We start from the raw sequence: 25284 nt of genomic DNA, 5'->3' as shown, positions 1-25284 counted from the left end.
CGGTTCCCCCCTCCGCACGGCTGTCGTCGCATCTACGCCCGTCGGAATCAACGGGCGTTTTTCCCCTGCGGCGCGAGCTCGTCAGGATCAGTTGCGCGGCGCGGTCCGAACGACCTCGGACTTCAGCTGGGCGTCGATCGGCGCGTCCTCGGCGTCCGTGGCCGGAACGATCGCCGGTGCGGCCAGACGGTCGAGGCTTTCGATCGCCGCGTCCCACGGCAGGGCGCCGCGGTTGCGCACGCGCTGATAGTTGGCGGCGGGATCGTAGACCGTGATGGTCGGATCCAGGTCCTGGCCTTCCAGACGGCCCATGGCGGCCAGCAGATTGGCCTGGGCCACGTATTCGTTGCGGCGCGAGCTGGCCAGGGTGACCTCGGCGTTGCGCAGCTCCAGCTCTTGGTTCAGCACGTCCAGGGTGGTGCGCAGGCCGACCTGGGCCTCCTGACGCACGCCCTCGGCGGCCACCGTGGCGGCGCGGACGGCTTCCTGACCGGCGGTCAGGGTGGCGCGGGCCGAGATCGACTGGGCGTAGGCCGAGCTGACCGATTGCAGGGTGCTGCGGCCCTCGCCCTCGACAGCGATCTGTGCGGCGTTGGCGCGTTCCAGCGCCTGGGCGACGCGCGAAGAGTTCAGGCCGCCGGTGAACAGCGGCACGGACAGGGTCGCGCCGGCGGTCAGGCGGGTGTTGTCGGCGATATCGCCGAAGCGGTCGAAGTCGCTGTTCGCGCCGCCATAGCTGGCGGTGGCGCGCAGCGACGGCAGGTATTCGGCCTTGGCGGCGGCGACATTGGCCTCGGCGGCGCGCAGCGAATAGGTGGCCGCGCGGATGCCCGGATTGTCGACCAGGGCCACGTTCAAGGCGCTGTCGAAATCGGTCGGAACCCCCGGCAGGACCGGCATGGGAGCCAGATCGCCCGGCGACTGGCCGACGACGGCGGCGTAGGCGGCGCGCGACACCGACAGCTGGGCGCGGGCGTTGGCCAGATCGGCTTCCGACTGGGCCAGACGGGCTTCGGACTGGGCCACGTCGGTGCGGGTGATCTCACCGACCTCGAAGCGGGCGCTGGCTTCTTCCAGCTGGCGCTGGAGGACGTTCAGATTGGCTTCGCGGATGGCGAGGATATCGGTGTCGCGGATCACGTCGGCGTAGGACTGAATGACCAGCGCCAGGACGTTCTGCTCGATGTCGCGCAGGTTTTCGCGACCGGCCAGGATGTTGGCCTCGGCGGCGGTGATGCCGTGACCGATACGGCCGGCGCTCCACAGGGTCTGGCCGACGCCGATGCTGGCCGAGGCGCTGTCGCTGTCCGGATTGACCAGGGGGCCGTCGCCGTAGTCGCGGGTATAGTTGGCGCCGATGGTCACATCGAGGGTCGGGCGCAGGCCGGCCCGGGCCTGGACGATCGATTCGTCGAGCGCGCGCTGGTTGGCCCGCTGGGCCAGCAGCTGCGGATTGGTGCGATAGGCCAGTGCAATCGCTTCCTGCAGGGTCTCGGCCCAGGCGGGAGCGCCCATGCCGGTGATCACAGCGATGACGGCGACCGAGGCGAGCGCACGCGAACGTTTCAGCATGATGGTTCCTGCCTGGCGCGGGGGATGCGCGCCCTTCGTATCCCAAGGCCTGATGCGGGACGGTTTAGTCCCGCGCCAGTTAAGTTTTTTTCACGCGCAAAACCCAGCCCCTCCGTCGGAGGGAGAGGATCTAGAGCGCGAAGGTGGGTTCGGGCGTCAATTCCGCAAGCACCGGCGGCGCCGCATCGAACAATTCCCGTCGCGATATGCCCTGTTCGCCACGCATGTAGAGCACGGCCTTGCCGCCCGGTCCCGTGCGCTCGACCACGGCCAGACGACCGCCGACGGACAGGGCCTTCAGCCAGGCCTCGGGACGACCGGGCACGGCGGCCTCGGAAATGATGACGTCGTAGCCCTCGCCCGCCGGGGCCGACAGGGGCGCGACGACGGCGGCGACACCCTCGTCGGCCAGAGCCGCGCCGACGACGTCGAACACGGCGGCGTCCGATTCCTGGGCCGTGGCGTTCAGACCCATCCGCGCCAACACGGCGGCGGCGTAAGGACCGGCGACGCTCAGGGCGCGCTCGCCCTCCTTGGCGCCAAGGGCCATCAGCAGCTTGGACAGGTCCCGCGCCAGCATCAGGCGACGGCCGCCCGCGATTTCAGGCTCGATTTCGGCATAGGCGGAGAAGGCGCGGTCCGCCGGCACGAAGCGCTCGCGCGGCACGGCCTGGAGCGCCGCCTGCAGGGCGCGGTCGGTGACATCGTTCACCCGGACCTGGCTGTCGACCATGACCTTGCGTGCGGCGGCGAAATCCATCTTGGGGGAATCCTGCTGAAATCTGGCGCGCTTATAGGTCTGTGCGTTGCGGCGGACAATCCGATCTGATAGCGAACCCGCCTCGCGATGGATGGCTTGGTCACCAAGGCTCAACGGCCTGATGGCGGAGTGGTTACGCAGCGGACTGCAAATCCGTGTACGCCGGTTCGATTCCGGCTCAGGCCTCCATCGCGAGTTTTTCAGTTTTCCGACGCCGTCCCGCGCCACGTCCGCGCGGCGCAGGCCGCGTGCCGCTGACCGCGTGGTTCATCCGCAGCCGAGTCGGAAGCGGGCCTGTCGAATGGCTTTGCGGGGATTCTAGACGGGCGCCGTCACCCAGCCGATGGCCGTAGCCGCGCCCACGGCGGCCGCGACGATGGCGACGACGATGCCGACACGCGCATTGCGATGCACGAAGACGAAGATTCCGCCCAACATTGTTCAACTCCCCCGGACCCCGCTACAGCGACACAGCTCCGGCGGTTCATCAAGGTGTACAAAGCGTTAATCGCGATTTGGTGATCGTTTTACGTGTGTCGCGCGAAATGATGCAGGGCGATTCCCCCCGCGACGGCGACATTGAGCGAATCAAAGCCGCCCGACATCCGGATCCCGATCGGCTCGCAGCGCGCGATCACCCCCTCGTCCAGCCCCGGCCCCTCCGGCCCCAGCACGATCGCGACCCGGCCGCCGACCGGGGCGGCGTCCAGCGTCATCGTCGCGGCGGGGGTCATGGCCAGCACGCGGAAGCCGGCGGCCTTCAGCGCCTCGACCGTCGAGGCGGGATCCAGCTCCGTGGCCATGGGCGTGCGCAGGACCGCCCCGACCGAGACCCGGATGGCCTTGCGGTAGAAGGGATCGCAACAGCGGGCGTCGAGCAGCACCGCATCGGCGCCGAAGGCCGCGGCGTTGCGGAAAATGCCACCCATGTTGTCGTGGTTGCCGATGCCTGAGGCCAGTACGACCAATGCGTCCGATCCCATGGCGCCCAGCAGATCGTCCAGCGGCGCCGCGGACGGCTTCTCGCCGAGAGCCAGGATGCCCCGGTGAAGAGGAAAGCCCGCGATGGCGTCCAGAACCCCCTGCCCGGCCGCATAGACCGGCACGCCATCCGCCAGGCCGGCCAGGGCGTCGGCCAGCCCCCCGACCCTGCTTTCGGCCAGCAGCACCGCGCGGGGGCGGCACAGGGCATGGACCGAGGTCAGGACGCGCAGCACCACCTCCCCCTCCGCCACGAACAGGCCCTGACGCCCTGTCAGGTCCCGTTCGCGGATGTCGCAGAAGCCCGCGATGCGGGGGTCTTCAGGGTTCTCGATGCGGATGATTTCCAAGTTCCGACTTTTCCCGTTGCGTAGATGAGATTCCCGCTGCTATAGCGCCCGCCTTCCCGAGCGATACCTCTTCCGCGGTAGCTCAGTGGTAGAGCAGCCGACTGTTAATCGGCTGGTCGTAGGTTCGAATCCTACCCGCGGAGCCATCGCCCCCTGTTTCCCCCATCCTGGGGGTTGAACGGGACCCCTGCCCCCTAGCGTCATCCGTCGTTCTTTCGACGCAACGCAAGGCAAAGGGCCGCTCGCGGCGTCCACGATCCGAGAGCCGCCAAGCGGCGTCATCCCGGATCCTCCCCATGATCTCGTCCAGCCTGGCAGCCCGCCCGCAAATTCTGCGGCCAAGGGAGGCGCCTGCGGTCATCGAACTGCGCCCCCGGATCCGGACGGCGATCCTGCTGCCCTCCGGAAGCCGATTCTCGGCCGGCGCGCCGAACTCCATGGAAACCGTGGTGCGGACCCTGGCGGGGCCGTTGAGCGACCAGGAGGTGCGAATCTTCTGCTGCGCGGGCGCGGACGATCATGAGACGCCGGAAGTCGAAACCCTGCCGTCGTCGGGTCGGGAACGCCTGAGGGTGCTGCTGGCTGGGCTCCGCGCCTTCAAGCCGGACGTCATCGAGCATCATCAGCAGGTCAAGCAGGCCACCCAGGTGTCGAGAGCCATGCCCGAGGCGGCGCACCTGCTCTATCGCCACAACGCCCTGAAGACGGGCCGCCACTGGATCGACACCTGGCGCTATAACGCCCGATACGGGCGGATGGACGGACTGGTCTTCGTCAGCGTGTCGGAGCGCGACCTCTTCGCCCGGGACTATCCCGATCTGGCGCAGAAGGCCTGGGCGGTTCCCAATCCGATCGACACGACCCCGTGGCTGGCGCCGCCCGAACATCGCGAGCCCGTCATCGCCTTCGCGGCGCGGGCGATGGCCGAGAAGGGCCTGGCGGAGGTCTGCGCCGCCTTGCCCACGGTGCTGGACCGGCATCCGGCATGGCGCGCGGTCCTGATGCTCAACGACTGGGACCAGCACGGACGCTGGGCCCAGCCGCATGTGGCGCCCCTGGAGCGATACGGCGCGCGCGTGACCGTGCTTCGGTCGGCCCCCTTGCCGGAGGTGCGCGAGCAGATGAAATCGGCGGCTATCGCCCTGACGCCCTCGCTCTGGGCCGAGCCGTTCGGTCTGACCGCCGTCGAGGCGCACGCGGCGGGAGCGGCGCTTATCTCCTCGGGACGAGGCGGCCTGCGCGAGGCCAGCGGCCCCTATGCGGTCTACCTGGACGAGATTACGCCGCAGACCCTCGCCGCCGCGATCGACCGGATGATCCGGCATCCGCGGGCGCGGATCGCGATGGCGCAGGCCGCCCAACAGTATGTGATGGAGGCCCACAGTCCCGAAGGCCGGGCCCTCGAACTGCTGCGCGTCCGGCAGGCCGTGCGGCTCCAGCGGCGCGCCCGGGCGGCGCAAGAAAAAAGCCCGACGCGGACGCCGGGCTGGAAAGTTCGGTGATGGTGGGTGTCCTCGAAGAAGAGAAGACAATCCCTCCGTGGGACTGAATTGGTTAACCGCAAGTAAATCATGTCGCGGGGACGGCGTCCGGCAGCCAGGTCCATTGTCGGGCGCCGCGCGGGCCGGTCCAGCCGACGCGCCATCCCGCCCCGGCCCGTTCGACCTGCAGGTCATGACCGGCCGCGCCGGGGCCCGGCCAGACAAAGCTCTGGCCGCCGACCGTGACCACGCTATCGGGGGCGAGCGCGTCCAGCAGCACGCTCCAGCGCCCGCCCTGGCCGGATTCGACCTCCAGGGCGTCCCTGCCGGCGGAGACGTCCACGGCCTGGCCCGCCGTTCCCGTACGGCCTGAGGCCAGCAGGGACTGGCCGTCGCTGTCGATCGCACCCAGCGCCGGGGCGGCGTCCAGCCGCCGGGCCGGGCCGCCGGATCGCAAGACCGCGATGGGCCCCCGACCGCCGGCGATGATCAGGAGCCGGTCGGGCGAGCCCGCCGCATCCTGGCCGACCTGGGTTTCGGGACGCAGCAGCAGGACGCCCGAAGGCGCGGCCATGCGAATCTCGAATCGCCCGTCGGGATCCGCCGCCGCCGCATAGGCCGCGCCCTCGTCATTGCGCAGCACGACTCGCGCGCCCGGCTCGGCCTGGCCGGAGAAGATCAGGCTGGCCTGGGCCCGGCGCACGGCCAGGATCTGGGGCGGCTGGGTCCAGCCCGTGGCGTTTCCGGCGGCGTCGCGGTCGGCCCGCTCCGGCTCGGGCATGCAGCCCGCGAGGGCGGCGAAGGCCGCGGCGGCCGCGGCGACACAGATGGCCCGTTTCATCCCGTCTCTCCGGCGGTTAAGTAGGCCCACCGGATAGCGCGGCGAGGCCGCCGCTGTCTCCCTATCATCGAGGCTCCATGACCATCACCATCCAGCCGTTCGACGGCAAGTCCGTCTGCCTGTTCTGCGGCTCCTCCGACCTGTCCGATCCGGCCTATACCGTCGCGGCGCGCCAGTTCGGCGAGCAGACGGCCCAGGCGGGCTGGAGGCTGGTCTACGGCGGCGGCGGGGTGGGCCTGATGGGCGCCTCGGCCCGGGCCGCCCACGAGGCCGGCGGCCGGGTGCTGGGCGTCATGCCGGGCTTCCTGCGCAGCCGCGAGCGCCTGTTCGACGAGGTCGAGACCCTGGTCGTGACCTCGATGCACGAACGCAAGACCATCATGTACGACCAGTCGGACGCCTTCGTGGTCGCCCCGGGCGGCGTCGGCACGCTGGAAGAGGTCATCGAGGTGCTGTCGTGGAAGCGGCTGGACCTGCACCACAAACCGGTGATCTTCCTGAACCTGAACGGCTTTTGGGACACCCTGCTGGCCGCGATCGAGCACGGCATCACCGAGAAGATGACGCCCGAGACGTTCCGCGAAGGCTACAGCGTGGTCGATACGGTCGAGGAAGCGATCGCCCTGATGCAGGCGGCGGACGATATGCCTCACTTGCAACATGATCGGCGTTAAGTAATCGTCGATCAGATCGCGCGCCGCTGCGTTTCGTTTGGCAACGCGCCCTTGACAGTTTTGAATAACAACGCACACTGAAGCGGCGGGCTCGACTGCGAGACCCGACCCCATTCGGAGACCTCCCCATGCGCGCCTTCATCGTCGCCGCGGCCCTGTTCGCCGCCGCCCCCGCCTTCGCCCAAGCCCCCGCCACCAGCGCCGTCCTGGCCGACGCCGCCCGCGCCCCGGCCGGCCGCACCATCATCGACGGCGCCAACTGGCGTTGCGAAGGCGCGACCTGCACCGCCACCGGCGGCGCCAACCAGCCGGCCGCCCGCGCCTGCCGCCGCGTCGCCGCCCGCTTCGGCGCCGTCTCGGCCTTCACCTACAAGGGCACGGCCCTGACGAGCGAAGAGATCGCCGCCTGCAACGCCTGATCGGCGCGCACGGCTGAAAAGAAGAAGGCCGCCCTGTGAGGGGCGGCCTTTTTGCTGTCCGGCACAGGAAAGCCGGCCGGCTCAGGCCGTTTCGCCCTTCAGCCGCTGCACGATGCGCTCGCGGCCGATCATCGGGGCGATGGTCGCCATGTCCGGACCGTGCGGCTGGCCGGTCAGGATCAGGCGCAGCGGCATGAACAGGGCCTTGCCCTTGGCGCCTGTCGCCTCCTTCACCGCATTGGTCCAGGTCGGCCACAGGGTCTCGTCGACCGCCTCGGGCAGCACGGCCAGGGCGGCGGAGGCGAAGGCGGGGTCCTCGATCACCGGCGTGACCGGGCCGCGCACGATAGCCGCCATTTCAACGACATCGGCGAACTTCTGAAGGTTCGGCCGCACGGCGTTCCAGAAGGCCTCGCCCAGATCGGCGTCCAGCGCGGCCAGGCGCGGCTGGGCCACGGCGTAGTCCATGGCGTGCAGGGCCTGGGCGTTCAGGCGGTCCAGATCGGCGGTGTCGTAGCGCGCGGGCGAGCGGCCCATCTTGGAGAAGGCGAAGCTGTCGCCCAGCGCCTGAACCGAGGCGCCGACTTCCAGCGGGTCCGAGGTGCCGATACGGCCCAGGTGGCTGGTGATGGCGATCGGCTCATAGCCGAGGTCGCGCATCTCGCTGATCGACAGCGAGCCCAGACGCTTGGACAGGGCCGCGCCGTCGGCGCCGACCAGCAGGGGCATGTGGGCGAACTCAGGAACCGGACCGCCCAGCGCCTCGAAGATCTCGATCTGGGCGCCGGTGTTGGTGACGTGGTCCTCGCCGCGGATCACATGCGTGATGGCCATGTCGATGTCGTCGACGACGGACGGCAGGGTGTAGAGGAACAGGCCGTCCTCGCGGATCAGCACCGGGTCCGACATCGAGGCGGTGTCGACCTCGGCGTGGCCGCGGGCCAGGTCTTCCCAGGCGACGCGCTTGCCTTCCAGCTTGAAGCGCCAGTGCGGACGGCGGCCCTCGGCCTCATAGGCGGCCTTCTCGGCGTCGGTCAGGTCCAGGGCGGCGCGGTCGTAGATGGGCGGCAGGCCCCGCGACAGCTGCACCTTGCGACGGCGGTCCAGCTCTTCGGAGGTTTCATAGCAGGCGTAGAGGCGGCCCGAGGCCTTCAGGCGGCCGGCGGCCTCCTCATAGCGGTCGAACCGCTTGGACTGGTTGTGACGCTCATCCCAGAGCATGCCCAGCCAGGTCAGGTCGTCCTCGATGCCCTGTTCGAACTCGGGCGTGGAGCGGGCCAGGTCGGTATCGTCGATGCGCAGCACGAAGCCGCCGCCCTGCCCTTTGGCGAACATCCAGTTCACCAGGGCGGTGCGCACGTTCCCGACGTGCAGCTTACCCGTCGGAGACGGGGCGAAACGGACCTTGACGGACATTGAGACGACCTTGAAACGCGAGGCGCGGTAGGTCGCGCCCGCAGCCCCTCAAGTCAAGGCCGACGGCCCGACGGGCCGTCGGAATCAGTCGTCGCGGTGAACCCGCTCGCGGCGTTCGTGTCGCTCCTGGGCCTCCACCGACAGCGTCGCCGTCGGGCGGGCCTCGAGACGGCCGAGGCTGATCGGTTCGCCGGTTTCCTCGCAGAAGCCGTACGACCCGTCCTCGATCCGGCGCAGGGCCTCGTCGATCTTGGAGATCAGCTTGCGCTGACGATCCCGCGTGCGCAGTTCCAGCGCACGATCAGATTCGGAAGACGCCCGGTCGACGAGATCCGGATGGTTCTCCGTCTCGGCCTTCAGATTGGTCACGGTACCCTTCGACTCGCGAAGGATATCGTCCTTCCAGTCCATGAGCTTGCCCTTGAAATAGGCGAGCTGCCGTTCATTCATGAACGGCTCATCGTCAGACGGCCTATAGGCGGCCGGCTCGATCACAGACGCCAATGCGTTCATCGCACTCACGCTCTAAGCAGCGCCCCCCTGTGGCGCACCGCTGCGTATAGGGATGACGAAGAGTCGCGGCAACAACGCTCTCAAGGGCGTGACCCGTGAAGGTTCATCGATCACCGGGACCGTGACATTTCTTCATCACCTGACACGCGTGACGGGTGATTTTGGGGACGATTATGCCGTTTTACGCTGCGTTGCGGCGAAGATCGGCCTTCGCCAGTTCAACCGCGGCGCGCAGATCGATCTGATCCAGCAGGCTGGTCAGGGCCGGATCGGCGTCTTCGGGGCGGTCTTCGCGAAGGGTTCGGGTCAGGCGCTCCAGCGCGCCCTCCCCGGCTTCGCCCGACAGCAGGGCCAGTTTCAGTTCGTCCAGCCGGTCCAGAAGGCCGCTTCCCCGCCGAACGGCCCGACGGCGGCGTTCGGTGGCGTCCTCGACCCCCTGCAGGGCCATGAGGGCGTTCATGCCGGCGACGCCCGAGACGGAAGCGGCGGTCGCCGGGGCGCTGGCCGGGGCGGCGGACGAACCGCCGGACACCGAAAAGCCGCTCGCGGCCTTGGCGGGACGCGAACCCTGGGAAGCCGAGGGGCCGGTGGCGCCGGTGACCTTCATGCGGTGCGACTCCAGAACATGACGGACCATCAGGCGACGCAGGTCACCGTTTGGTTAACGGCCCGGCAGAAATTGCCGTCGGCGCCGGGTTCTTGGCGTGATCGATTGTTGATTTCGCTGATGTTTTCATCTGGCACGCCGCTGGCATCACGGGACGTACAACTGTTCGCGGACCTCCGACCGATGCAGAAACTGCTCGCCTCCCTCCTGACCGCCGCCGCCCTGGCCGGATTCGCCGCGCCGGCGATGGCCCAGTCGCGGATCAAGGACATCGCCGCCATCGAGGGCGTGCGGTCCAACCAGCTGGTCGGCTACGGGCTGGTGGTCGGCCTGGCCGGCACCGGCGACTCGCTGCGCAACTGCCCCTTCACCCGCCAGTCGCTGGAAGGGATGAGCGAGCGTCTCGGCAACAACATCCGCGGTTCGACGGCCAACACCAAGAACATGGCTGCGGTCATGGTCACCGCCGACCTGCCCGCCTTCTCCACCCCCGGCGCGCGCATCGATGTGAACGTCTCGTCCATGTGCGACGCCAAGAGCCTGCTGGGCGGGGCGCTGATCGTCACCGGCCTGCAGGGCGCCGACGGTCAGGTCTATGCGGTGGCCCAGGGCTCGATCCAGACCGGCTCGGTCTCGGCCTCGGGCGCCTCGGGCTCGTCGGTCACACGCGGCGTGCCGACCGCCGGCCGCATCGCCTCGGGCGCCACGGTCGAGCGCGAGACCGGCTTCGAACTGGCCAATATGAACGAGGTGCGGCTGACGCTGCGCAATCCGGACTTCACCACGGCCCAGCGCGTCGCCGCCGCGATCAACCAGTCCTATCCGAACACGGCCCTGGCCGAGAACGGTTCCGTGGTCGCCCTGCGCGCACCGACCGGCTTCGGCATGGCCGGCTTCATCAGCCGGGTCGAGAACCTGCCGGTCCAGGTCGACGCCCCGGCCAAGGTCATCATCGACGAGGTCAACGGCGTCATCGTCATGGGCGAGGCCGTGCGGGTCTCCACCGTGGCCATCGCCCAGGGCAATCTGACGGTCTCGGTGCAGGAGAACCCGCAAGTCAGCCAGCCCGAGCCCTTCAGCCGCGGCGGCCAGACCGTGGTCGTGCCCCAGTCGGACGTCTCGGTCGAGGAAGAGCGCGGCGTGCAGATGCGCATGCTGGGCGGCGGGACCTCGCTCTCCAGCCTGGTCAACGGCCTGAACGCCCTGGGCGTCAGCCCGCGCGACATGATCAGCATCCTGCAGGCCATCAAGGCCGCGGGCGCGCTGCAAGCCGACATCGAGGTGATGTGAGCATGACCGATCTGACCGTCTCCTCCGCCCTGCCCGCGGCCGCCGCGGCGGCGCCGCAGGTCACCCGGAAGATGCGCGAGACCGCCGAACAGTTCGAGGCGTCCTTCCTGTCGCAGATGCTCAAACCGATGTTCGAGGGCCTGAAGACCGACGGGATCGGCGGCGGCGGCGAGGCCGAGGGCCAATGGCGCAGCTTCATGATCGACGCCATGGCCCAACAGACCGTCAAGGCGGGCGGCATCGGCCTGGCCGATCAGGTCGTCGCGCAGATGCTGAAGATGCAGGAGCAGGGACAATGACTGAATCTCAAGTCGTGAACGCCACCGCCCGGGTGCAGCGGATGACCGACCTGACCGAGCGCCTGACTGCCTGCCTGGTCGAGGAATCCAAGGCCTTCGAGGCGCGCCGCCCGCAAGACGCCGCGGCGACCGTCGCCGCCACCCAGGAACTGGCCAATGTCTATCGCCGCGAATCGGCCCAGCTGAAGGCCAACCCGGCCGCGATCGCCGCCGCGCCTGTCCCGCTCCGCGCGGCCCTGATCAAGGCGACCCAGCTGTTCGAGTCGGTGCTGTCGCGCCACGCCCGCGCCGTCGAGGCCGCCCGCGTCATCTCCGAAGGCCTGGTCAAGACGATCGCCGCCGAGGTCGCCAGCCAGCGCGGCTCCCCCTCCGCCTACGGCGCATCGGGACAGGCGAACACGGGCGACGGTCGCGCCGTGGCGCTGAACCGGACGGCGTGATCCAGACGTTCGTGCAAACGCGGCTTTAACGTCAGCGACAGTAAGCATCTGGAATGACGATTAAATCGCGCCTTCTCGGCATGGCGTTCGCCTCCTCCGACGTCCTCTTCGAGCTGGACGGAGACAAGGTCACCTTCGCCATCGGCGTGGGACCGGTCGCGGGCGTCGATCCGGCCGCCGCATGGACCGGCCAGGGCCTGAGCGCCCTGCTCGGCAAATCCTGCCTTGATCGCGTGGCCGTCGCCATGGCCGCCCTGAAGCCGGGCGTACGCTCGGCGCCGATCGAGGTCGAGGTCATCGCCGGCGAGGGGCAGGTCCGCCGCGCCGTCCTGCGCGCCTTCCTGCTGCCCGATCTCGCCCCCTTCGTTTCCTGCGCCATGGCCTGGCAGGGGGCGGCCTATCAGGCCGTCGCACCCAAGACCGAACCGGTGCTGGACGCGCGGGGCCTGCTGAAGCGGCTGGGCGCCCTGCTGGCCGTCGGCGGCACCGGCCCCGAGCTGTCCGTCGACTTCCTTGAGATCCCCGGGCTCGGCGCGCTGGACGAGCCGCATCGCAGGGCCGGCGCGCGGATCGAGGCGCGGCTGCAGCTGGCCTCCGTCGGCGGGATCAGCGCGGCCCGCCTGGCCCCCGACCGCTTCGCCCTGATGCGCGACTCCGCCGACATCGTCGACCTGGCCGAAGAGATCCGCGCCATGGGTCTGGCCGAGGGGGTGAACCTGTCGCCGGTCGCCACCCGGGCCGAGATCGGTCGGGCCGAGGCCGCCGTCGCCGTACGCACCCTGCGTTTCGCTCTGGAAGACTGCCTGAAGGACGGCGCGGCCGCCGGCGACCGGTTCAGCGCCCGCCTGCAACGCACGGTGCAGGATGCCGACCGGTTCCGCGCCATCGTGCGCAGCCGTGACTTCAGCCTCGTCTGGCAGCCCATCGTCGCGCTGGACAGCCGCGCGGTGCACCATTTCGAGGCCCTGAGCCGCTTCGGCGGCGCGGCCTCCGCCCCGACCGGCCCGATCGCCATGGCCGAGGAACTGGGCCTGATCGACGATTTCGACCTGGCGGTGGCCGAGAAGGCCCTGACCCAGCTGCGCCGTCCCGGCTTTGGCCTGGTCAAGGCGGCGATCAACGTCTCGGGCGCTTCGCTGGCCGACGGCCGCTATGTCGAGGGGCTGCTGCGCATGACCGCCGCCGCCCCGGACATCCGCAAGCGGCTGATGGTCGAGATCACGGAGACGGCCGACGTGGTCGATCTGGACGGCGCCAACCATCGCCTGGCCGCGTTGCGCGCGGCGGGCGTCAAGGTCTGCCTGGACGACTACGGCGTCGGCGCGGCCTCCCTGACCTATCTGCGCAAGCTCTCGATCGACATCCTGAAACTGGACGGCGGCTTCGTGCGCGAGATCGAAACCGATCCCAAGGTCCGCACCCTGGCCACCCACCTGGTCGGCCTCTGCCGCGACCTGAAGATCGCCACCGTGGCCGAGATGGTCGAGACCGAGGGGCAGGCCGCGGCGATGACGTCGCTCGGCGTCGACTTCGGTCAGGGCTGGCTGTTCGGCCGTCCGACCGAGACCCCGGTCGTCGCCGCGCCCGTGGGCGCCGCCCGCCGTAAGGGCGAGATCGCCGGCTGGGGCTAAAGCGCCACGGTCCTCTCGACGCCGACGGCGTCCAGGAAGTCCGGGTCATGGCTGACCACGACCAGGGCACCGTCATAGCCGCGCAGGGCCGCTTCCACCGCCGCGACCGAATCGAGATCCAGGTGATTGGTCGGCTCGTCGAGGATCAACAGTTGCGCCGGGCGGACGCCGCCCGTGACGCAGGCCAGCGCCGCCCTCAGTCGTTCACCCCCTGACAGCGTTCCCGCCGTCCGCTGCGCCGCCGTGTTGCGGAACAGGAAGCGCGCCAGCGCCGCATGGGCGTCGTTCGGCGTCGCATCCGGATTGATGCGGCGGTAGGCCTCCACCAGGGTCTCGTCCGGCCGCAGCAGCAGCGCCGCCTGATCCAGCAGGGCCGCGGTCACCGGTCGCGCGATCCGGCCCGAGGTCGGCTCCAGCACTCCGGCGATCAGCTTCAGCAGGGTCGACTTGCCCGCGCCGTTCGCGCCGGTCACGGCTACCCGTTCGGGCCCGGTCAGCTTCAGCGACACGGGTCCCACGATCCGCCGCCCGCCGGGCGCGTCCCAGGCGACGGCGTCCAGTTCGAGCACCGTCCGGCCCGGGGCCAACCCTGTCGGCGGCATGGGAATATCCAGCGCCCGCACCCGCTCCACCTTCTCGCGCGCGGCGGCCAGGTCCGCCTCCGCCGCCTCGGCCCGGCGTTCGGCCAGCTTGTTCTCGCGCGCGCCGGAATTCTCCGCCCGCTCGGCCATGGCGCCCAGCAGGATCTTCGGCTCGGACTTCCGCATCGCGAAGGCGCGTCCGGCCCGATCACGGCGGGCCTTCTTCTCGACCGCCTTCTGCCCTTCGCGGGCGACCCGGGCCGCCTCGCGCCCGGCCGTGTCCAGATCCCGCTCGGCCGCGGCGCGCTCGGCGTCCTTGCGTTCGGCATAGAGATCATAGCCGCCGCCGTAGACCGCGACGCCGAGGCTCGACAGCTCGACGATGCGGTCCATCCGGCGCAGCAGGGCCCGATCATGGCTCACCGCCAGAACCCCGCCGGGCCAGCGGGCCAGCACCTCGGCGATGCGTTCGCGGCCGTCGCGGTCCAGATGGTTGGTCGGCTCGTCCAGCAGCAACAGGTCCGGCGGATCCATCAGCAGGGCGGCCAGTCGCAGACGGGTCTGTTCCCCGCCGCTCAGCGAAGCCGTCTCGCGCGACAGGTCCAGCGCCTCCAGCCCGACCTCGGCCAGGACTTCGCCGATACGGCTTTCCAGCGTCCAGTCGGCGGCGTCCAGGTCTTCCGCCGTCCCCTCGCCCGCGAGGATGCGCGTCAGCACGGCCAGCGCGGCGGCGGCGCCGAGCGTCCCCGCCGCCGTCTCGCCGGACGCCGGCTCGCCGCGCTGTTCCAGCCACGCGACGGTCCCGGCGCGGCTGATCGCGCCTTCGGCAGGGGCGGACAGGCCGGCGATCAGGCGCAGAAGCGTGGTCTTGCCCGAGCCGTTGCGGCCGACAAGTCCTGTGCGCTCCCGCCCGAAGACGAGGCTCAGATCAGAAAATAGGGTGGAACCGTCAGGCGTTCGGGCCGCGACGCGATCGAGCGTCACGAGTGCGGATGCGGACGGGTTTCGGCTTGGGAGCGAGGGCATAGGCGAGCACGAGCAGCAGAGGAGCGGAAAGGGCGAAACCGATTTCCAGCGTGCTGATCATGATCGTCGGGCCTCCAGTGAACTCACTCGAAGCGAAGAGGATGGGCGCCCGAAGCCCTGCACGCAACCCCTTTCGGCTCTGGCGGCGCTGACGAGACCGTGAAAGGTTGGGTGTCTGGAGGATTTTCCATGCGTCTTTTCGCCCGCCTCGCGGTCGTTGCGGCCCTGCTCTCGGTCAGCGCCTGCGCTCATGGGACGCCGCCTGAGGCGCCTCCAGTCGTGGCCGACTATGCACCGCTGGCCGGCCAGCCCACCGGCCCCCACGCCCGTCTCTACGCCGACTGCATCGCGCAGGCCGCGGGCTCGGGCGCCTACCGGCAGGTGATCGACGGCGGCGAGGAACTGTTGCTGTTCACCTGCACCGGTCCGCTCGCCCAGCGCTTCTATGAGGCGCTGGGACCGCATAGCGCGGCCATGGGCACGGGTTTCACCCAGGACGGCCGCAGCGCCCGCTCGACCGCACGGGTCCAGAAGAACCTGATCGGAGTCGACTATTGCTCGGTCGACGCGTCCGGCGGCGATCCGCGCTGCGTCCTGACGTTCAACGCGGGTGACTTCCTGATCGCCGACTGACGCGGGGTCGCACGGTCTGGCGGGGCCTGCCCGCCCGGCCTAGATCAACACCATGACCCATGCCGACACCGCCGAAGCCTTCGCCGCCCGCCGCAAGGCCGCGACGGACCGCATCCGCGCCGAGACCGGCATCGACGAGGCCATGATCGACCGGCTGGTGGAGACCTTCTATGGCAAGGTCCGCGATGACGCCCTGATCGGTCCGGTCTTCGCCGCGCGAGTCGAGGACTGGGGCCCGCATCTGGCGCAGATGAAGCTGTTCTGGTCGTCGGTGGCGCTGTCGACGGGGGTCTATCAGGGCCGGCCGATGCCGAAACACCTTCCCCTGCCGATCGACGCCACCCATTTCGACCGCTGGCTTGAGCTGTTCGACGCGACCACCCAGGAAATCTGCCCGCCCGTCGCCGCCGCCCACTTCATGGAGCGCGCCCGCCGCATCGCCGAAAGCCTTGAACTCAGTCTGGCTCATGCCGCCAACACCCTGTTGAGGCCGGGCGAGCGGTATCTGCGCAAGGCGGAGGCATGGTCGCCGTCCGAATAGGCGTCCTGCTGCCAACTGCTGTCAGCAGTCTGGCGCCAGATGCTGACAGTTCCTATAATGTTCTTGCTGATTTCAGCGAAACATCCCCCATATAGCGCTGTCGCGCCGGACCCTGCCCGGCCCTCTCCGCGTTCCCGGATTCCATGACCGAAAAGCACAACTTCATCCGCGTGCGCGGCGCACGCGAACATAATCTCAAGGGCGTCGACCTCGACATTCCGCGCGAGAAGCTGGTGGTCATGACCGGGCTGTCGGGCTCGGGCAAAAGCTCGCTGGCGTTCGACACCATCTACGCCGAGGGCCAGCGCCGCTATGTCGAGAGCCTGAGCGCCTACGCCCGCCAGTTCCTGGAGCTGATGGGCAAGCCCGACGTCGACCTGATCGAGGGTCTGTCGCCGGCCATCTCGATCGAACAGAAGACGACGTCCAAGAACCCGCGCTCGACGGTCGGCACGGTGACCGAAATCCACGACTACATGCGCCTGCTGTGGGCGCGGGTCGGGGTGCCCTATTCACCCGCCACCGGCCTGCCGATCGAAAGCCAGACCATCTCCATGATGGTCGACAAGCTGACCGCCCTGGCCGACGGCGAGCGCATCCTGCTGCTCGCCCCCGTCGTGCGCGGCCGCAAGGGCGAGTACAAGAAGGAGATGGCCGAGTGGCAGCGCTCGGGGTTCCAGCGCGTGAAGATCGACGGCGAGTTCTACGCCATCGAGGACGCCCCGGCGCTGGACAAGAAGTTCAAGCACGACATCGACATCGTCGTGGACCGCATCGTCACCAAACAGGGGCTCGAGGGCCGCTACGCCGACAGCCTGCAGACCGCGCTGGGTCTGGCCGAAGGCATCGCCGTGGCCGAATGGGCCAACACCATGGAAGGCGAGACCGGCCCGCGCCGCATCACCTTCTCCGAGAAGTTCGCCTGCCCGGTCTCGGGCTTCACCATCAGCGAGATCGAGCCGCGGCTGTTCTCGTTCAACAACCCCTTCGGCGCCTGTCCGGTCTGTGACGGCCTGGGGGTCAAGCTGGCCTTCGACGCCGACATGGTGGTGCCGGACAAGGACAAGACCCTGCACGGCGGCGCGGTCGCCCCGTGGTCACGCGGTCCCTCGCCGCTCTACACCCAGACGCTGCAGTCGCTGGCGCAGCACTACGGCTTCTCGATGGACAAGCCGTGGCGCGACCTGCCGGGCAAGGCCCAGACGGTGATCCTGCACGGCTCGGGCGGCGAGAAGATCAAGTTCGTCTATGACGACAACGCCCGCAAATATGAGACCTCCAAGGCCTTCGAAGGTGTCCTGCCCAACCTCGAACGCCGCTGGCGCGAGACGGACTCGGCCTGGGTGCGCGAGGAGCTGGGCCGCTTCCAGTCCGAGACCCTGTGCGAGAGCTGTGGCGGCAAGCGGCTGAAGCCCGAGGCCCTGGCGGTCAAGGTCGGCGGCCAGGACATCGCCGAGGTGTCGTGGCTGTCGATCAAGAGAGCCTACGACTGGGTCAGCGCCCTGCCCGACCACCTGACCGAAAAGCAGATGGAGATCGGCCGCCGCATCCTGAAGGAAATCTCGGACCGCCTGCGGTTCCTGAACAACGTCGGCCTGGACTACCTCAGCCTGTCCCGCTCCTCGGGCACCCTGTCCGGCGGCGAGAGCCAGCGCATCCGTCTGGCGTCGCAGATTGGCTCGGGCCTGACGGGCGTGCTCTACGTCCTCGATGAGCCGTCGATCGGCCTGCACCAGCGCGACAACACCCGGCTGCTGGAAAGCCTGATGGGCCTGCGCGACCTCGGCAACTCCGTGCTCGTGGTCGAGCATGACGAGGAAGCGATCCTGAGCGCCGACTATGTCATCGACATGGGCCCCGCCGCCGGCGTCCACGGCGGCCAGGTCTGCGCCGAAGGCACGCCCGCCGAGGTGATGGCCAATCCGAACTCCCTGACCGGCAAATACCTGACCGGCGAGCGCGAGATCGAACTGCCGCCCGAGGGCCGCCGCCCCGTCAACCGCAAGAAGATGCTGAAGATCAGCGGCGCGACCGGCAACAATCTGAAGAACGTCACCGGCGAGATCCCCGGCGGCCTGTTCACCTGCGTCACCGGCGTGTCCGGCGGCGGCAAGTCCACCTTCACAATCGAGACCCTGTACAAGGCCGCCGCGCGCCGTCTGCACAACGCGTCCGACGCCCCCGCCCCTTTCGACCGCATCGAGGGGCTGGAGATGTTCGACAAGGTCATCGACATCGACCAGTCGCCCATCGGCCGCACGCCGCGCTCGAACCCGGCCACCTACACCGGCGCCTTCGGGCCCATCCGCGACTGGTACGCCGGGCTGCCGGAATCCAAGGCGCGCGGTTACGGGCCCGGGCGGTTCTCGTTCAACGTCAAGGGCGGGCGCTGCGAGGCCTGTCAGGGCGACGGCCTGATCAAGATCGAGATGCACTTCCTGCCGGACGTCTACGTCACCTGCGACGTCTGCCACGGCAAACGGTACAACCGCGAGACGCTGGAGATCGTGTTCAAGGGCAAGTCCATCTCGGACGTGCTGGACATGACGGTCGAGGAAGCCGCGCGCTTCTTCACCGCCGTGCCGTCGATCCGGGACAAGATGCTGACGCTGGAGCGGGTCGGCCTGGGCTACGTCAAGGTCGGCCAGTCGGCCACCACCCTGTCGGGCGGCGAGGCCCAGCGGGTCAAGCTGTCCAAGGAGCTGTCGAAGCGGGCCACCGGCAAGACCCTCTACATCCTCGACGAGCCCACCACGGGCCTGCATTTCGAGGACACCCGCAAGCTGCTGGAAGTGCTTCAGGAACTGGTCGAGAACGGCAACACCATCGTCGTGATCGAGCACAACCTGGATGTCATCAAGGTCGCCGACTACCTGCTGGACTTCGGTCCCGAGGGCGGCGACGGCGGCGGTGAGATCGTCGCGGTCGGCACCCCGGAAGAGGTCGCGGCCAATCCCGCCAGCTGGACCGGCAAATACCTCAAGGAGGTGCTGGACCGCCATGAGCAACGCCGCAAGGCGCGCGTGGCGGGCTTGTCAGCGTCGGCAGAGAAGAAGCCGGCCCGGGTGACGGCGCGGGCCTGACGGTCCGCGCCCGCGCTCCCGGCTAGCCGCGCTTCAGGTCCTGCCAGGCCGCCGCGAAGGGGGCGTAGGTGACGCCGACGCACAGCGCGTAGACGATGGCGTTGGCCAAGGCGACGAGCAGCAGGCCGGGATTGGCCAGCGACATCTGCTCGATGACAGCAGCCGACGTGCCGCCCAGGCCCATCGGCGACATGCCCGACAGCAGGCTGAGCGGCGTCACAACGATCATCGACAGGAACCAGATCACGATCCCCATCGCGATTGCGATCACAGCCATGCCCAGCAGCGGCCAGAAATGCCCGCGGGTGGCGCGGAACGAGGCGAAGACGTCGATCTTCTTCTCCGTCAGGGTGATGGGTACGGCCAGGCACCATCTGACGGCCAGCCAGATGACAAGGGCGATGGTGGCGAGAACGCCCGCGCCGACTCCGAGCCACAAGATCGGCGCGACCGTGGCGGCGATGGCCGCCAGAACCGAAACCGCGGTGAAGGCCAGCCCCACGGCCGCCCCGCTCAGCAAGGCGATCGCCAGGGCGACGACGAAGACCCGAACCTCATCCATGCCGAGCCGAAGGTAACCGAACTTCTGCTCTTCCGGGAACAGGACGCCGCGCGCCACTCCGGCGCTCAGTACGGATCCGACCACGATCGAGAGAGGCAGGATCCAGAAGCTGTAGCGGGTCATCTGTCCATAGGCCTCGACCATCAACTCCATTTCCGCCTGGGATTGCGGCCCCCGGGCGCCCATGCCTTCAAGGGTCTTGAGGCCCTCGGCGATTTCGGAACGGTTCAACACCATGGCGACGAGTTGGCCCACCGTGACCAGCAGATAGAGCAGGGTCCACGCCAGGAGCACGCGCGGTTCACGACGGACCAGGCGGAAGCCTTCGAAGGCGGCGTCTGTGGCGGCGAGCGGCATGGTGTCCTCCGTGAATCGTGTCGTTCTAGAGGACGGCTGCTTCCGGGTCAGCGGAATTCCACCCGGCGACCGATCGGAGGCTGACGCGGGCGCCCGCTATGGCTAGAACCCCGCCCATGAGCTCCACCTCCCCTTCCCCCATCCACGTCATTGGCGGCGGCCTCGCCGGTTCCGAAGCCGCCTGGCAGATCGCCAACGCGGGCGTGCCCGTCATCCTGCATGAGATGCGCGGCGTTCCCGGCGTGAAGACCGACGCCCACCACACTGACGGCCTGGCCGAGCTGGTCTGCTCCAACTCCTTCCGCTCTGACGACTGGGAGTACAACGCGGTCGGCCTGCTGCACGCCGAGATGCGGGCGCTGGATTCGATCATCATGAGCTGCGGCGACGCCCATCAGGTGCCCGCCGGCGGCGCCCTGGCCGTCGACCGTGACGGCTTTTCTCAGGCCGTGACCGCGAAGCTGGAGGCCCATCCGCTGGTCACCATCGTGCGCGAGGAGATCGCCGGCCTGCCGCCGGAAGACTGGGACAATGTCATCGTCGCCACCGGCCCCCTGACCTCGCCCGCCTTGGCAGAGGCCATCTTGAAGGCGACGGGCGAAGAATCCTTGAGCTTCTTCGACGCCATCGCGCCGATCATCCACGCCGACAGCATCGACTTCGACATCGCCTGGCGCCAATCGCGCTATGACAAGGAAGGCCCGGGCGGCGACGCCGCCGCCTACGTCAACTGCCCGATGGACAAGGCTCAGTACGACGCCTTCATCGACGCTCTGCTGGACGGGCCCAAGGCCGAGTTCAAGGAGTGGGAGAACGTCCCCTATTTCGACGGCTGCCTGCCCATCGAGGTCATGGCCGAGCGCGGCCGCGAGACCCTGCGCCACGGTCCGATGAAACCCGTCGGCCTGACTAATCCGCGTAACCCGACGGTCAAGGCTCACGCCATCGTCCAGCTGCGCCAGGACAATGCGCTCGGCACCCTGTTCAACATGGTCGGCTTCCAGACCAAGCTGAAGCACGGCGCGCAGGCCGAGACCTTCCGCATGATTCCGGGCCTGCAGAACGCCCAGTTCGCGCGTCTGGGCGGGCTGCATCGCAACACCTATCTCAACAGCCCGCAACTGCTGGACAAGCAACTGCGCCTGAAATCCATGCCGCGCCTGCGCTTCGCCGGTCAGGTGACCGGGGTCGAGGGCTATGTCGAAAGCGCCGCCATGGGTCTGCTGACCGGCCGTCTGGCCGCCGCCCAGGCGCTGGGCCGTGACCTGTCGGCCCCGCCGCCGGAAACCGCCATGGGCGCACTGGTCGAGCACATCACCGGCGGCCATCTCGAGGGATCGAAGTTCCAGCCGATGAATATCAACTACGGCCTGCTGCCGCCGCTCGAGGCGCCCAAGGTCGACGGGGACGGCAAGCGCATCCATCCCAAGGAGCGCGGCCGGGCCAAGAAGCGGCTGATGAGCATCCGCGGACTGGAGGCGCTCAAGGCCTGGCGGGACGCGGGCTGATGGCGGACCCGACCGAGCTCGAACGCCTGACCGACCGCCGGGTGACCCTGATCTATCGCCTCGACCTGATCGCCCAGGGCGCCACGCTGAAATACGAGGACGGCACGCCCGTCGACATGGCGTCCGAACAGGCCCGGCTGGAGGACGAGGTCGCCCGCCTCGACAAGAAGATCGCCCTGCTGGGACCGGCCGCCGGTCAGGCCTGACGGTTCGCCATGCCCTCTGTCTCTCCCTTCGATTCCGCCCGGCGCGCCATCCGCCAGAAGATCACCGACGTCTTCAATGACGCCGACAAGGGCGAGCGGCCGGTGTTGCGCCGGGCCGACGCCCTGTTCCCGCCGGACTGCGTCGCCGCCCGGGTCAACGGCGACGTGGTCACCATGATGATCGGCGGGGTGTCGGGCCTGCTCCTGCAGATGCTGCATCCGGCCGTGCTGGCGGGCGTCTGGGACCATTCCGATTTCCGCGCCGACATGCACGGCCGGCTCAGGCGGACGGCCAAATTTATCGCCACCACCACCTATGACCATGCCGACAGGGGCCAGGCCGCCATCGACAAGGTCAACCGCATCCACGCCAAGCTGGCGGGCGTCCTGCCCGACGGCACGCCCTATCGCGTCTCGGATCCGGCCCTGCTGGCCTGGGTCCATGTCACCGAGACCATCAGCTTCCTGGACGCCTGGATCCGCTACGCCGAGCCGGACATGCCGATGTCGGACCAGGACGCCTATTTCGCGGAGACCGCGCGGATCGCCGAGGCCCTGCACGCCGACCCTATTCCTCGCAGCCGGGCGGAGGCGGAAAGTCTGATCCGCAGCTATCGACCCCAGCTACGCGCCGACGCTCGCACCCGGGAGGTGGCCCGGATGGTGATGCGCCAGCGGGTCGGCTCCCTGGCCGTCGACGCCGCCGCGGGCGTGATCATGCAGGCGGGCCTGGACCTGCTGCCCGACTGGGCCCAGGCCATGCACGAGCGGCCGTTCGGCCCGCCCCGGATCCTGACCCGTGCAAGCGCCCTGTCCACCGCCCGCTTCATCCGCTGGGCCTTCCGCGGCTCGCCCAACACCCGGGTTCACCCGGCCGAAGTGACCGCCTACTGAAATTCGCGGGGCCGATGTCACATACGGCCGACCTGTCTCGTCCTCTCCATGACGGACGGATCTGACGCCATGAGGGCGCCGGGCGGCCGTCCTCATGGAGCCTGACATGCGCCTTTCCCGTACCCTGCTCGCCATGCTGCCCGACACCCAGAAGGCCGTGCAGACCCTCTACGCCTCGGCCCACCAGTCGGGCGCACCGGTTACCGTCCTGCACCTGGTCCATCTGCGCGCCAGCCAGATCAATGGTTGCTCGGCCTGCGTCGCCTCCGGGGCGAAGGAGATGCGCAAGGCCGGCGAGACCGACGAGCGGCTCGATACCGTCTCGGCCTGGCGCGAAACCCCCTATTTCACCGACGCCGAGCGCGCGGCCCTGGCCCTGGCCGAAGCCGCCACCCGTCTGGCCGACGATTCCGTCGGCGTGCCGGACGACATCTGGGACGCGGCGAAGGCCCATTTCGACGAGCCGGCGCTGGCGGGCATCGTCCTGTGGATCGCCACGACCAACTTCTTCAACCGCCTGAACGCCACCCTGCATCACCCGGCGGGCGCGCCCTGGTTCTGATCCCGGCCCGGGCGCGGAACCCGGGCGACGGCTCCCGCGTAGAAGCGTAGCCATGGCCTTCTGTTCCGCGCCCACCGAATCCGACGCCGCATCCCAGGTCCTCTCCGCCAACGGCGTCCAGGGCGCCGAGCGACCGCTGGTCTGCGCCATCAACCACGGCAAGGATCGCGAGCGCGACGGCCGCACCACGGTCGTCGTCATCCAGCCGTTCGGCTATCGCCGGCCGGGATCGGAACGGGTCATCTGGGTGCCGGCCACCTACGTCACCGACTTCGCATCCATTCCGCTGGTCGGTCGCTGGCTGATCCCGCCGTTCGGCCGGCACGCCATCGCAGCGGTCGTCCACGACTGGCTCTATTCGATCGGCGAGCCGGGCCGCCGGGGCGAGGCGGACGACGTCTTCCGCGAGGCGCTGGACGAGCTGGGAGTGGATGTGGTCCGGCGCAATGTCATGCACCGGGCGGTCAGTTCCTTCGGCGCCGGCGGCTACGATCGCGCCGCCTCGACCTGGCCGACGCAGTTCATGGACTGGCGGACCGGCGATGTCCTGCCACCGCCGGCGCCGCGCGAGGCCTTCTTCGGCGAGGGAGACCCCGAGGTGATCGCCCGGATCCGGGGGCAGGCCCCCGCCAACTGCGCGCCCTAGATCCTGCCTCTCAGGGCGGCCCAGACCAGCCGCAGCCGCTTCACCGCCTCGGGCACCTCGGGGTCGGCCAGGGCGGCGGAAGCGACCGCCGGAAAGGCGGCCACAGGCAGGCCCTTCAGCGCCCGATTGGCGGCTCCCGTCAGCGCCCGGGCCTCATCGCGGCGCCCGGTCTGGTTCAGGCCGCGCACGCGGCCGGCGTCCGCCACGGCGTCGTCCAGACCCGGCCCCGCCAGGATCCGCGCCGCCAGCTGCATCGGGCCGAGGTAGAAGGCGTCCAGATCGTGGGGTTCGCCGTGCACCCGGCCGATGTGCGCCTCGATCAGACCGTCGAACGGCGCGCGGGGCAGGTCGTGGCGGGCGACGATCTCGGTCAGGGCCTCCAGCACCGGATGGCCCTTGCGGGCGGTCCCGGCGAAGACCCCGTCCATCTGCTCGCGCCACCAGGCGTAGCGCATCTCGGCCAGCAGGGGCTGGGTGACCCGGGTGGGGATGGCCATCAGCTCCGCTTCGAAGGCGTACAGCGCGATCAGGTCCGCGCGGGCCTGCGCATCGGCCACGAACCGGCTGGACAGCCAGCGGTCGGTGTCGGCGTCGCGGACCTGGGTTTCGAGGACAGTCATCGGCTCCCCATAACGCGGAAGGCCGGGAAGGTCGCCCTCCCCGGCCCCGCATCGCGATCGGTTCGGCGGATCAGCCGAACAGGGTCTGGTACATGGCCATCGCCGTCAGCATCGGCAGCGACAGAAGCAGGTTGGTGCGGCTGCCCAGCATGGCGATGCGGGCGGCCTTGGCCTTGGCGGCGTCGTCGACCACGACGATGCCCAGGGCGCGCTTCTGGTTCGGCCAGATCACGCCCCAGACGTTCAGGAACATCACGATCGCCAGCCACACGCCGACCCCCATCAGGGTGAAGCCCTTCTGGTCTTCCGTCAGGCCGCCGGCGAAGCCGAAGCTCAGCACTTCCATGGCGTAGGCGTGGCCGCGGGTGAACATCACCGCCAGGCCGAAGACGACCGTCGACAGCGCCGCCCAGCGGAACCAGAACAGGGCTTCGGGCGCGATATGCTTGCCGATGGCCGGCTTCAGTTCGGCCGGGATCGACGGCATGACCCGGATCTGGACGAAGTTGAAATAGTACAGCAGGCCGATCCACAGGATGCCCGAGGCCAGGTGCGCCCAGCGGAACGTGGCCTGCCAGAAGCCCAGATCGAAACCGCCCGGCGCGGTGCGGCCGAAGGCGAAGATCATGACCGCCGCGAGCGCGAGGCTCAGCAGGATGGTGGTGCGGAAGTTGGAAAGCAGCTTGCCCATGTCGTCGCCCCTCCCCGGGCGAGAATCGTTGAAGCGCGACCATACAGCCGCGCCTCTCCGACACGAAACAAAGACGTTCGGCCTGGAGGGGCAAGCCCCT

At 69.2% G+C, this 25284-nt stretch carries 27 protein-coding genes and 2 tRNA genes; 17 read left to right on the top strand and 12 right to left on the bottom strand.

Annotation, left to right across the window (positions count from 1 at the left end; genetic code table 11):
* Positions 1 to 87: 87 nt before the first annotated feature.
* Together AC1RRF_RS05790 and AC1RRF_RS05785 are read right to left on the bottom strand one after the other, a co-directional pair.
* Positions 88 to 1572, bottom strand: a complete 1485-nt coding sequence (locus tag AC1RRF_RS05790; RefSeq protein ID WP_492833507.1) for a TolC family outer membrane protein — start codon at positions 1570 to 1572, stop codon at positions 88 to 90.
* 130 nt (positions 1573 to 1702) lie between these two features.
* Complete coding sequence (locus AC1RRF_RS05785; protein WP_492833506.1) at positions 1703 to 2332, bottom strand: protein-L-isoaspartate O-methyltransferase family protein; 630 nt, start codon at positions 2330 to 2332, stop codon at positions 1703 to 1705.
* A gap of 115 nt (positions 2333 to 2447) precedes the next feature.
* Here AC1RRF_RS05785 and AC1RRF_RS05780 point away from each other — a divergent pair.
* A tRNA-Cys gene (locus AC1RRF_RS05780) sits at positions 2448 to 2521 on the top strand.
* A 338-nt stretch (positions 2522 to 2859) separates the two neighbouring features.
* On the opposite strand, the gene AC1RRF_RS05775 is transcribed toward AC1RRF_RS05780, so the two are convergent.
* Positions 2860 to 3663 (bottom strand): TrmH family RNA methyltransferase, encoded by an 804-nt coding sequence (locus AC1RRF_RS05775; RefSeq protein WP_492833505.1) that lies wholly within the window; start codon positions 3661 to 3663, stop codon positions 2860 to 2862.
* A gap of 71 nt (positions 3664 to 3734) precedes the next feature.
* Between AC1RRF_RS05775 and AC1RRF_RS05770 the strand changes: the two genes are divergently transcribed.
* A tRNA-Asn gene (locus AC1RRF_RS05770) sits at positions 3735 to 3809 on the top strand.
* Between the two features lie 150 nt (positions 3810 to 3959).
* Complete coding sequence (locus tag AC1RRF_RS05765; protein WP_492833504.1) at positions 3960 to 5165, top strand: glycosyltransferase family 4 protein; 1206 nt, start codon at positions 3960 to 3962, stop codon at positions 5163 to 5165.
* A gap of 67 nt (positions 5166 to 5232) precedes the next feature.
* Here the strand turns inward: AC1RRF_RS05765 and AC1RRF_RS05760 are convergent, their stop codons facing one another.
* A complete protein-coding gene (locus AC1RRF_RS05760) occupies positions 5233 to 5985 on the bottom strand; it encodes a hypothetical protein (RefSeq protein WP_492833503.1) in 753 nt (250 codons plus the stop codon).
* Positions 5986 to 6062: 77 nt separating this feature from the next.
* Between AC1RRF_RS05760 and AC1RRF_RS05755 the strand changes: the two genes are divergently transcribed.
* Entirely contained in the window at positions 6063 to 6659 is a 597-nt protein-coding gene (locus AC1RRF_RS05755; protein ID WP_492833502.1) for an LOG family protein, read from the top strand.
* A gap of 128 nt (positions 6660 to 6787) precedes the next feature.
* Positions 6788 to 7078: a DUF8200 family protein gene (locus tag AC1RRF_RS05750; RefSeq protein ID WP_492833501.1), complete on the top strand. Its 291-nt coding sequence runs from the start codon at positions 6788 to 6790 to the stop codon at positions 7076 to 7078.
* An 81-nt stretch (positions 7079 to 7159) separates the two neighbouring features.
* Here the strand turns inward: AC1RRF_RS05750 and gltX are convergent, their stop codons facing one another.
* The 3 genes from gltX to AC1RRF_RS05735 form a co-directional block, all read right to left on the bottom strand.
* Positions 7160 to 8494 carry a glutamate--tRNA ligase gene (gene gltX / locus AC1RRF_RS05745; RefSeq protein ID WP_492833500.1) on the bottom strand — a complete coding sequence of 445 codons (1335 nt, stop codon included), beginning with the start codon at positions 8492 to 8494 and terminating at the stop codon, positions 7160 to 7162.
* An 84-nt stretch (positions 8495 to 8578) separates the two neighbouring features.
* Entirely contained in the window at positions 8579 to 9007 is a 429-nt protein-coding gene (dksA, locus tag AC1RRF_RS05740) for an RNA polymerase-binding protein DksA (RefSeq protein WP_492833499.1), read from the bottom strand.
* Positions 9008 to 9188: 181 nt separating this feature from the next.
* Positions 9189 to 9644: a flagellar assembly protein FliX gene (locus tag AC1RRF_RS05735; protein WP_492833498.1), complete on the bottom strand. Its 456-nt coding sequence runs from the start codon at positions 9642 to 9644 to the stop codon at positions 9189 to 9191.
* 153 nt (positions 9645 to 9797) lie between these two features.
* On the opposite strand from AC1RRF_RS05735, the gene AC1RRF_RS05730 reads away from it, so the two are divergent.
* From AC1RRF_RS05730 to AC1RRF_RS05715, 4 genes are read left to right on the top strand one after another with little or no spacing between them, the layout of a single operon-like run.
* Positions 9798 to 10904 carry a flagellar basal body P-ring protein FlgI gene (locus AC1RRF_RS05730; RefSeq protein ID WP_492833497.1) on the top strand — a complete coding sequence of 369 codons (1107 nt, stop codon included), beginning with the start codon at positions 9798 to 9800 and terminating at the stop codon, positions 10902 to 10904.
* Positions 10905 to 10906: 2 nt separating this feature from the next.
* On the top strand, positions 10907 to 11203 hold the full coding sequence (locus AC1RRF_RS05725) for a rod-binding protein (protein WP_492833496.1): 297 nt from the start codon (positions 10907 to 10909) through the stop codon (positions 11201 to 11203).
* Positions 11200 to 11643 (top strand): flagellar basal-body protein FlbY, encoded by a 444-nt coding sequence (locus tag AC1RRF_RS05720; protein ID WP_492833495.1) that lies wholly within the window; start codon positions 11200 to 11202, stop codon positions 11641 to 11643. Before AC1RRF_RS05725 ends, AC1RRF_RS05720 begins: the two co-directional genes overlap by 4 nt.
* A 53-nt stretch (positions 11644 to 11696) precedes the next feature.
* Entirely contained in the window at positions 11697 to 13274 is a 1578-nt protein-coding gene (locus tag AC1RRF_RS05715) for an EAL domain-containing protein (protein ID WP_492833494.1), read from the top strand.
* Here the strand turns inward: AC1RRF_RS05715 and AC1RRF_RS05710 are convergent.
* Positions 13271 to 14839 (bottom strand): ABC-F family ATP-binding cassette domain-containing protein, encoded by a 1569-nt coding sequence (locus AC1RRF_RS05710; RefSeq protein WP_492833493.1) that lies wholly within the window; start codon positions 14837 to 14839, stop codon positions 13271 to 13273. The genes AC1RRF_RS05715 and AC1RRF_RS05710 overlap by 4 nt on opposite strands.
* Positions 14805 to 14942 (bottom strand): hypothetical protein, encoded by a 138-nt coding sequence (locus tag AC1RRF_RS05705; protein ID WP_492313176.1) that lies wholly within the window; start codon positions 14940 to 14942, stop codon positions 14805 to 14807. Before AC1RRF_RS05705 ends, AC1RRF_RS05710 begins: the two co-directional genes overlap by 35 nt.
* 128 nt (positions 14943 to 15070) lie before the next feature.
* Between AC1RRF_RS05705 and AC1RRF_RS05700 the strand changes: the two genes are divergently transcribed.
* From AC1RRF_RS05700 to uvrA, 3 genes are all read left to right on the top strand, one after another.
* Positions 15071 to 15514 carry a hypothetical protein gene (locus tag AC1RRF_RS05700; RefSeq protein ID WP_492833492.1) on the top strand — a complete coding sequence of 148 codons (444 nt, stop codon included), beginning with the start codon at positions 15071 to 15073 and terminating at the stop codon, positions 15512 to 15514.
* A gap of 52 nt (positions 15515 to 15566) precedes the next feature.
* Positions 15567 to 16055, top strand: coding sequence for a group III truncated hemoglobin (locus AC1RRF_RS05695; RefSeq protein ID WP_492833491.1), 489 nt, complete (start codon positions 15567 to 15569; stop codon positions 16053 to 16055).
* A 143-nt stretch (positions 16056 to 16198) separates the two neighbouring features.
* A complete protein-coding gene (gene uvrA, locus AC1RRF_RS05690; RefSeq protein ID WP_492833490.1) occupies positions 16199 to 19138 on the top strand; it encodes an excinuclease ABC subunit UvrA in 2940 nt (979 codons plus the stop codon).
* Positions 19139 to 19160: 22 nt separating this feature from the next.
* On the opposite strand, the gene AC1RRF_RS05685 is transcribed toward uvrA, so the two are convergent.
* Complete coding sequence (locus tag AC1RRF_RS05685; RefSeq protein ID WP_492833489.1) at positions 19161 to 20057, bottom strand: hypothetical protein; 897 nt, start codon at positions 20055 to 20057, stop codon at positions 19161 to 19163.
* A 116-nt stretch (positions 20058 to 20173) separates the two neighbouring features.
* Between AC1RRF_RS05685 and trmFO the strand changes: the two genes are divergently transcribed.
* The 5 genes from trmFO to AC1RRF_RS05660 all read left to right on the top strand — a co-directional run bounded on the left by trmFO (position 20174) and on the right by AC1RRF_RS05660 (position 23873).
* Positions 20174 to 21565, top strand: coding sequence for a methylenetetrahydrofolate--tRNA-(uracil(54)-C(5))-methyltransferase (FADH(2)-oxidizing) TrmFO (gene trmFO / locus AC1RRF_RS05680; RefSeq protein WP_492833488.1), 1392 nt, complete (start codon positions 20174 to 20176; stop codon positions 21563 to 21565).
* Complete coding sequence (locus AC1RRF_RS05675; protein WP_492833487.1) at positions 21565 to 21771, top strand: hypothetical protein; 207 nt, start codon at positions 21565 to 21567, stop codon at positions 21769 to 21771. The genes trmFO and AC1RRF_RS05675 overlap by 1 nt, the downstream gene beginning before the upstream one ends.
* 9 nt (positions 21772 to 21780) lie before the next feature.
* Positions 21781 to 22665, top strand: a complete 885-nt coding sequence (locus AC1RRF_RS05670) for an oxygenase MpaB family protein (RefSeq protein ID WP_492833486.1) — start codon at positions 21781 to 21783, stop codon at positions 22663 to 22665.
* A gap of 106 nt (positions 22666 to 22771) precedes the next feature.
* The gene (locus tag AC1RRF_RS05665; RefSeq protein ID WP_492833485.1) at positions 22772 to 23227 is read left to right on the top strand and encodes a carboxymuconolactone decarboxylase family protein; all 456 of its coding nucleotides are present in this window, start codon (positions 22772 to 22774) and stop codon (positions 23225 to 23227) included.
* A 52-nt stretch (positions 23228 to 23279) separates the two neighbouring features.
* Positions 23280 to 23873 (top strand): DUF1353 domain-containing protein, encoded by a 594-nt coding sequence (locus AC1RRF_RS05660; protein ID WP_492833484.1) that lies wholly within the window; start codon positions 23280 to 23282, stop codon positions 23871 to 23873.
* On the opposite strand, the gene AC1RRF_RS05655 is transcribed toward AC1RRF_RS05660, so the two are convergent.
* Together AC1RRF_RS05655 and AC1RRF_RS05650 are read right to left on the bottom strand one after the other, a co-directional pair.
* The gene (locus tag AC1RRF_RS05655; RefSeq protein ID WP_492833483.1) at positions 23870 to 24493 is read right to left on the bottom strand and encodes a squalene/phytoene synthase family protein; all 624 of its coding nucleotides are present in this window, start codon (positions 24491 to 24493) and stop codon (positions 23870 to 23872) included. The two genes, AC1RRF_RS05660 and AC1RRF_RS05655, sit on opposite strands and share 4 nt — an antisense overlap.
* A gap of 70 nt (positions 24494 to 24563) precedes the next feature.
* Positions 24564 to 25184, bottom strand: a complete 621-nt coding sequence (locus AC1RRF_RS05650; RefSeq protein WP_492833482.1) for a hypothetical protein — start codon at positions 25182 to 25184, stop codon at positions 24564 to 24566.
* Between the last annotated feature and the right edge of the window lie 100 nt (positions 25185 to 25284).

It is taken from the genome of Brevundimonas sp. GW821-FHT12C05 (assembly GCF_058807475.1).
This window is presented reverse-complemented; position numbering and strand designations above follow the sequence as displayed.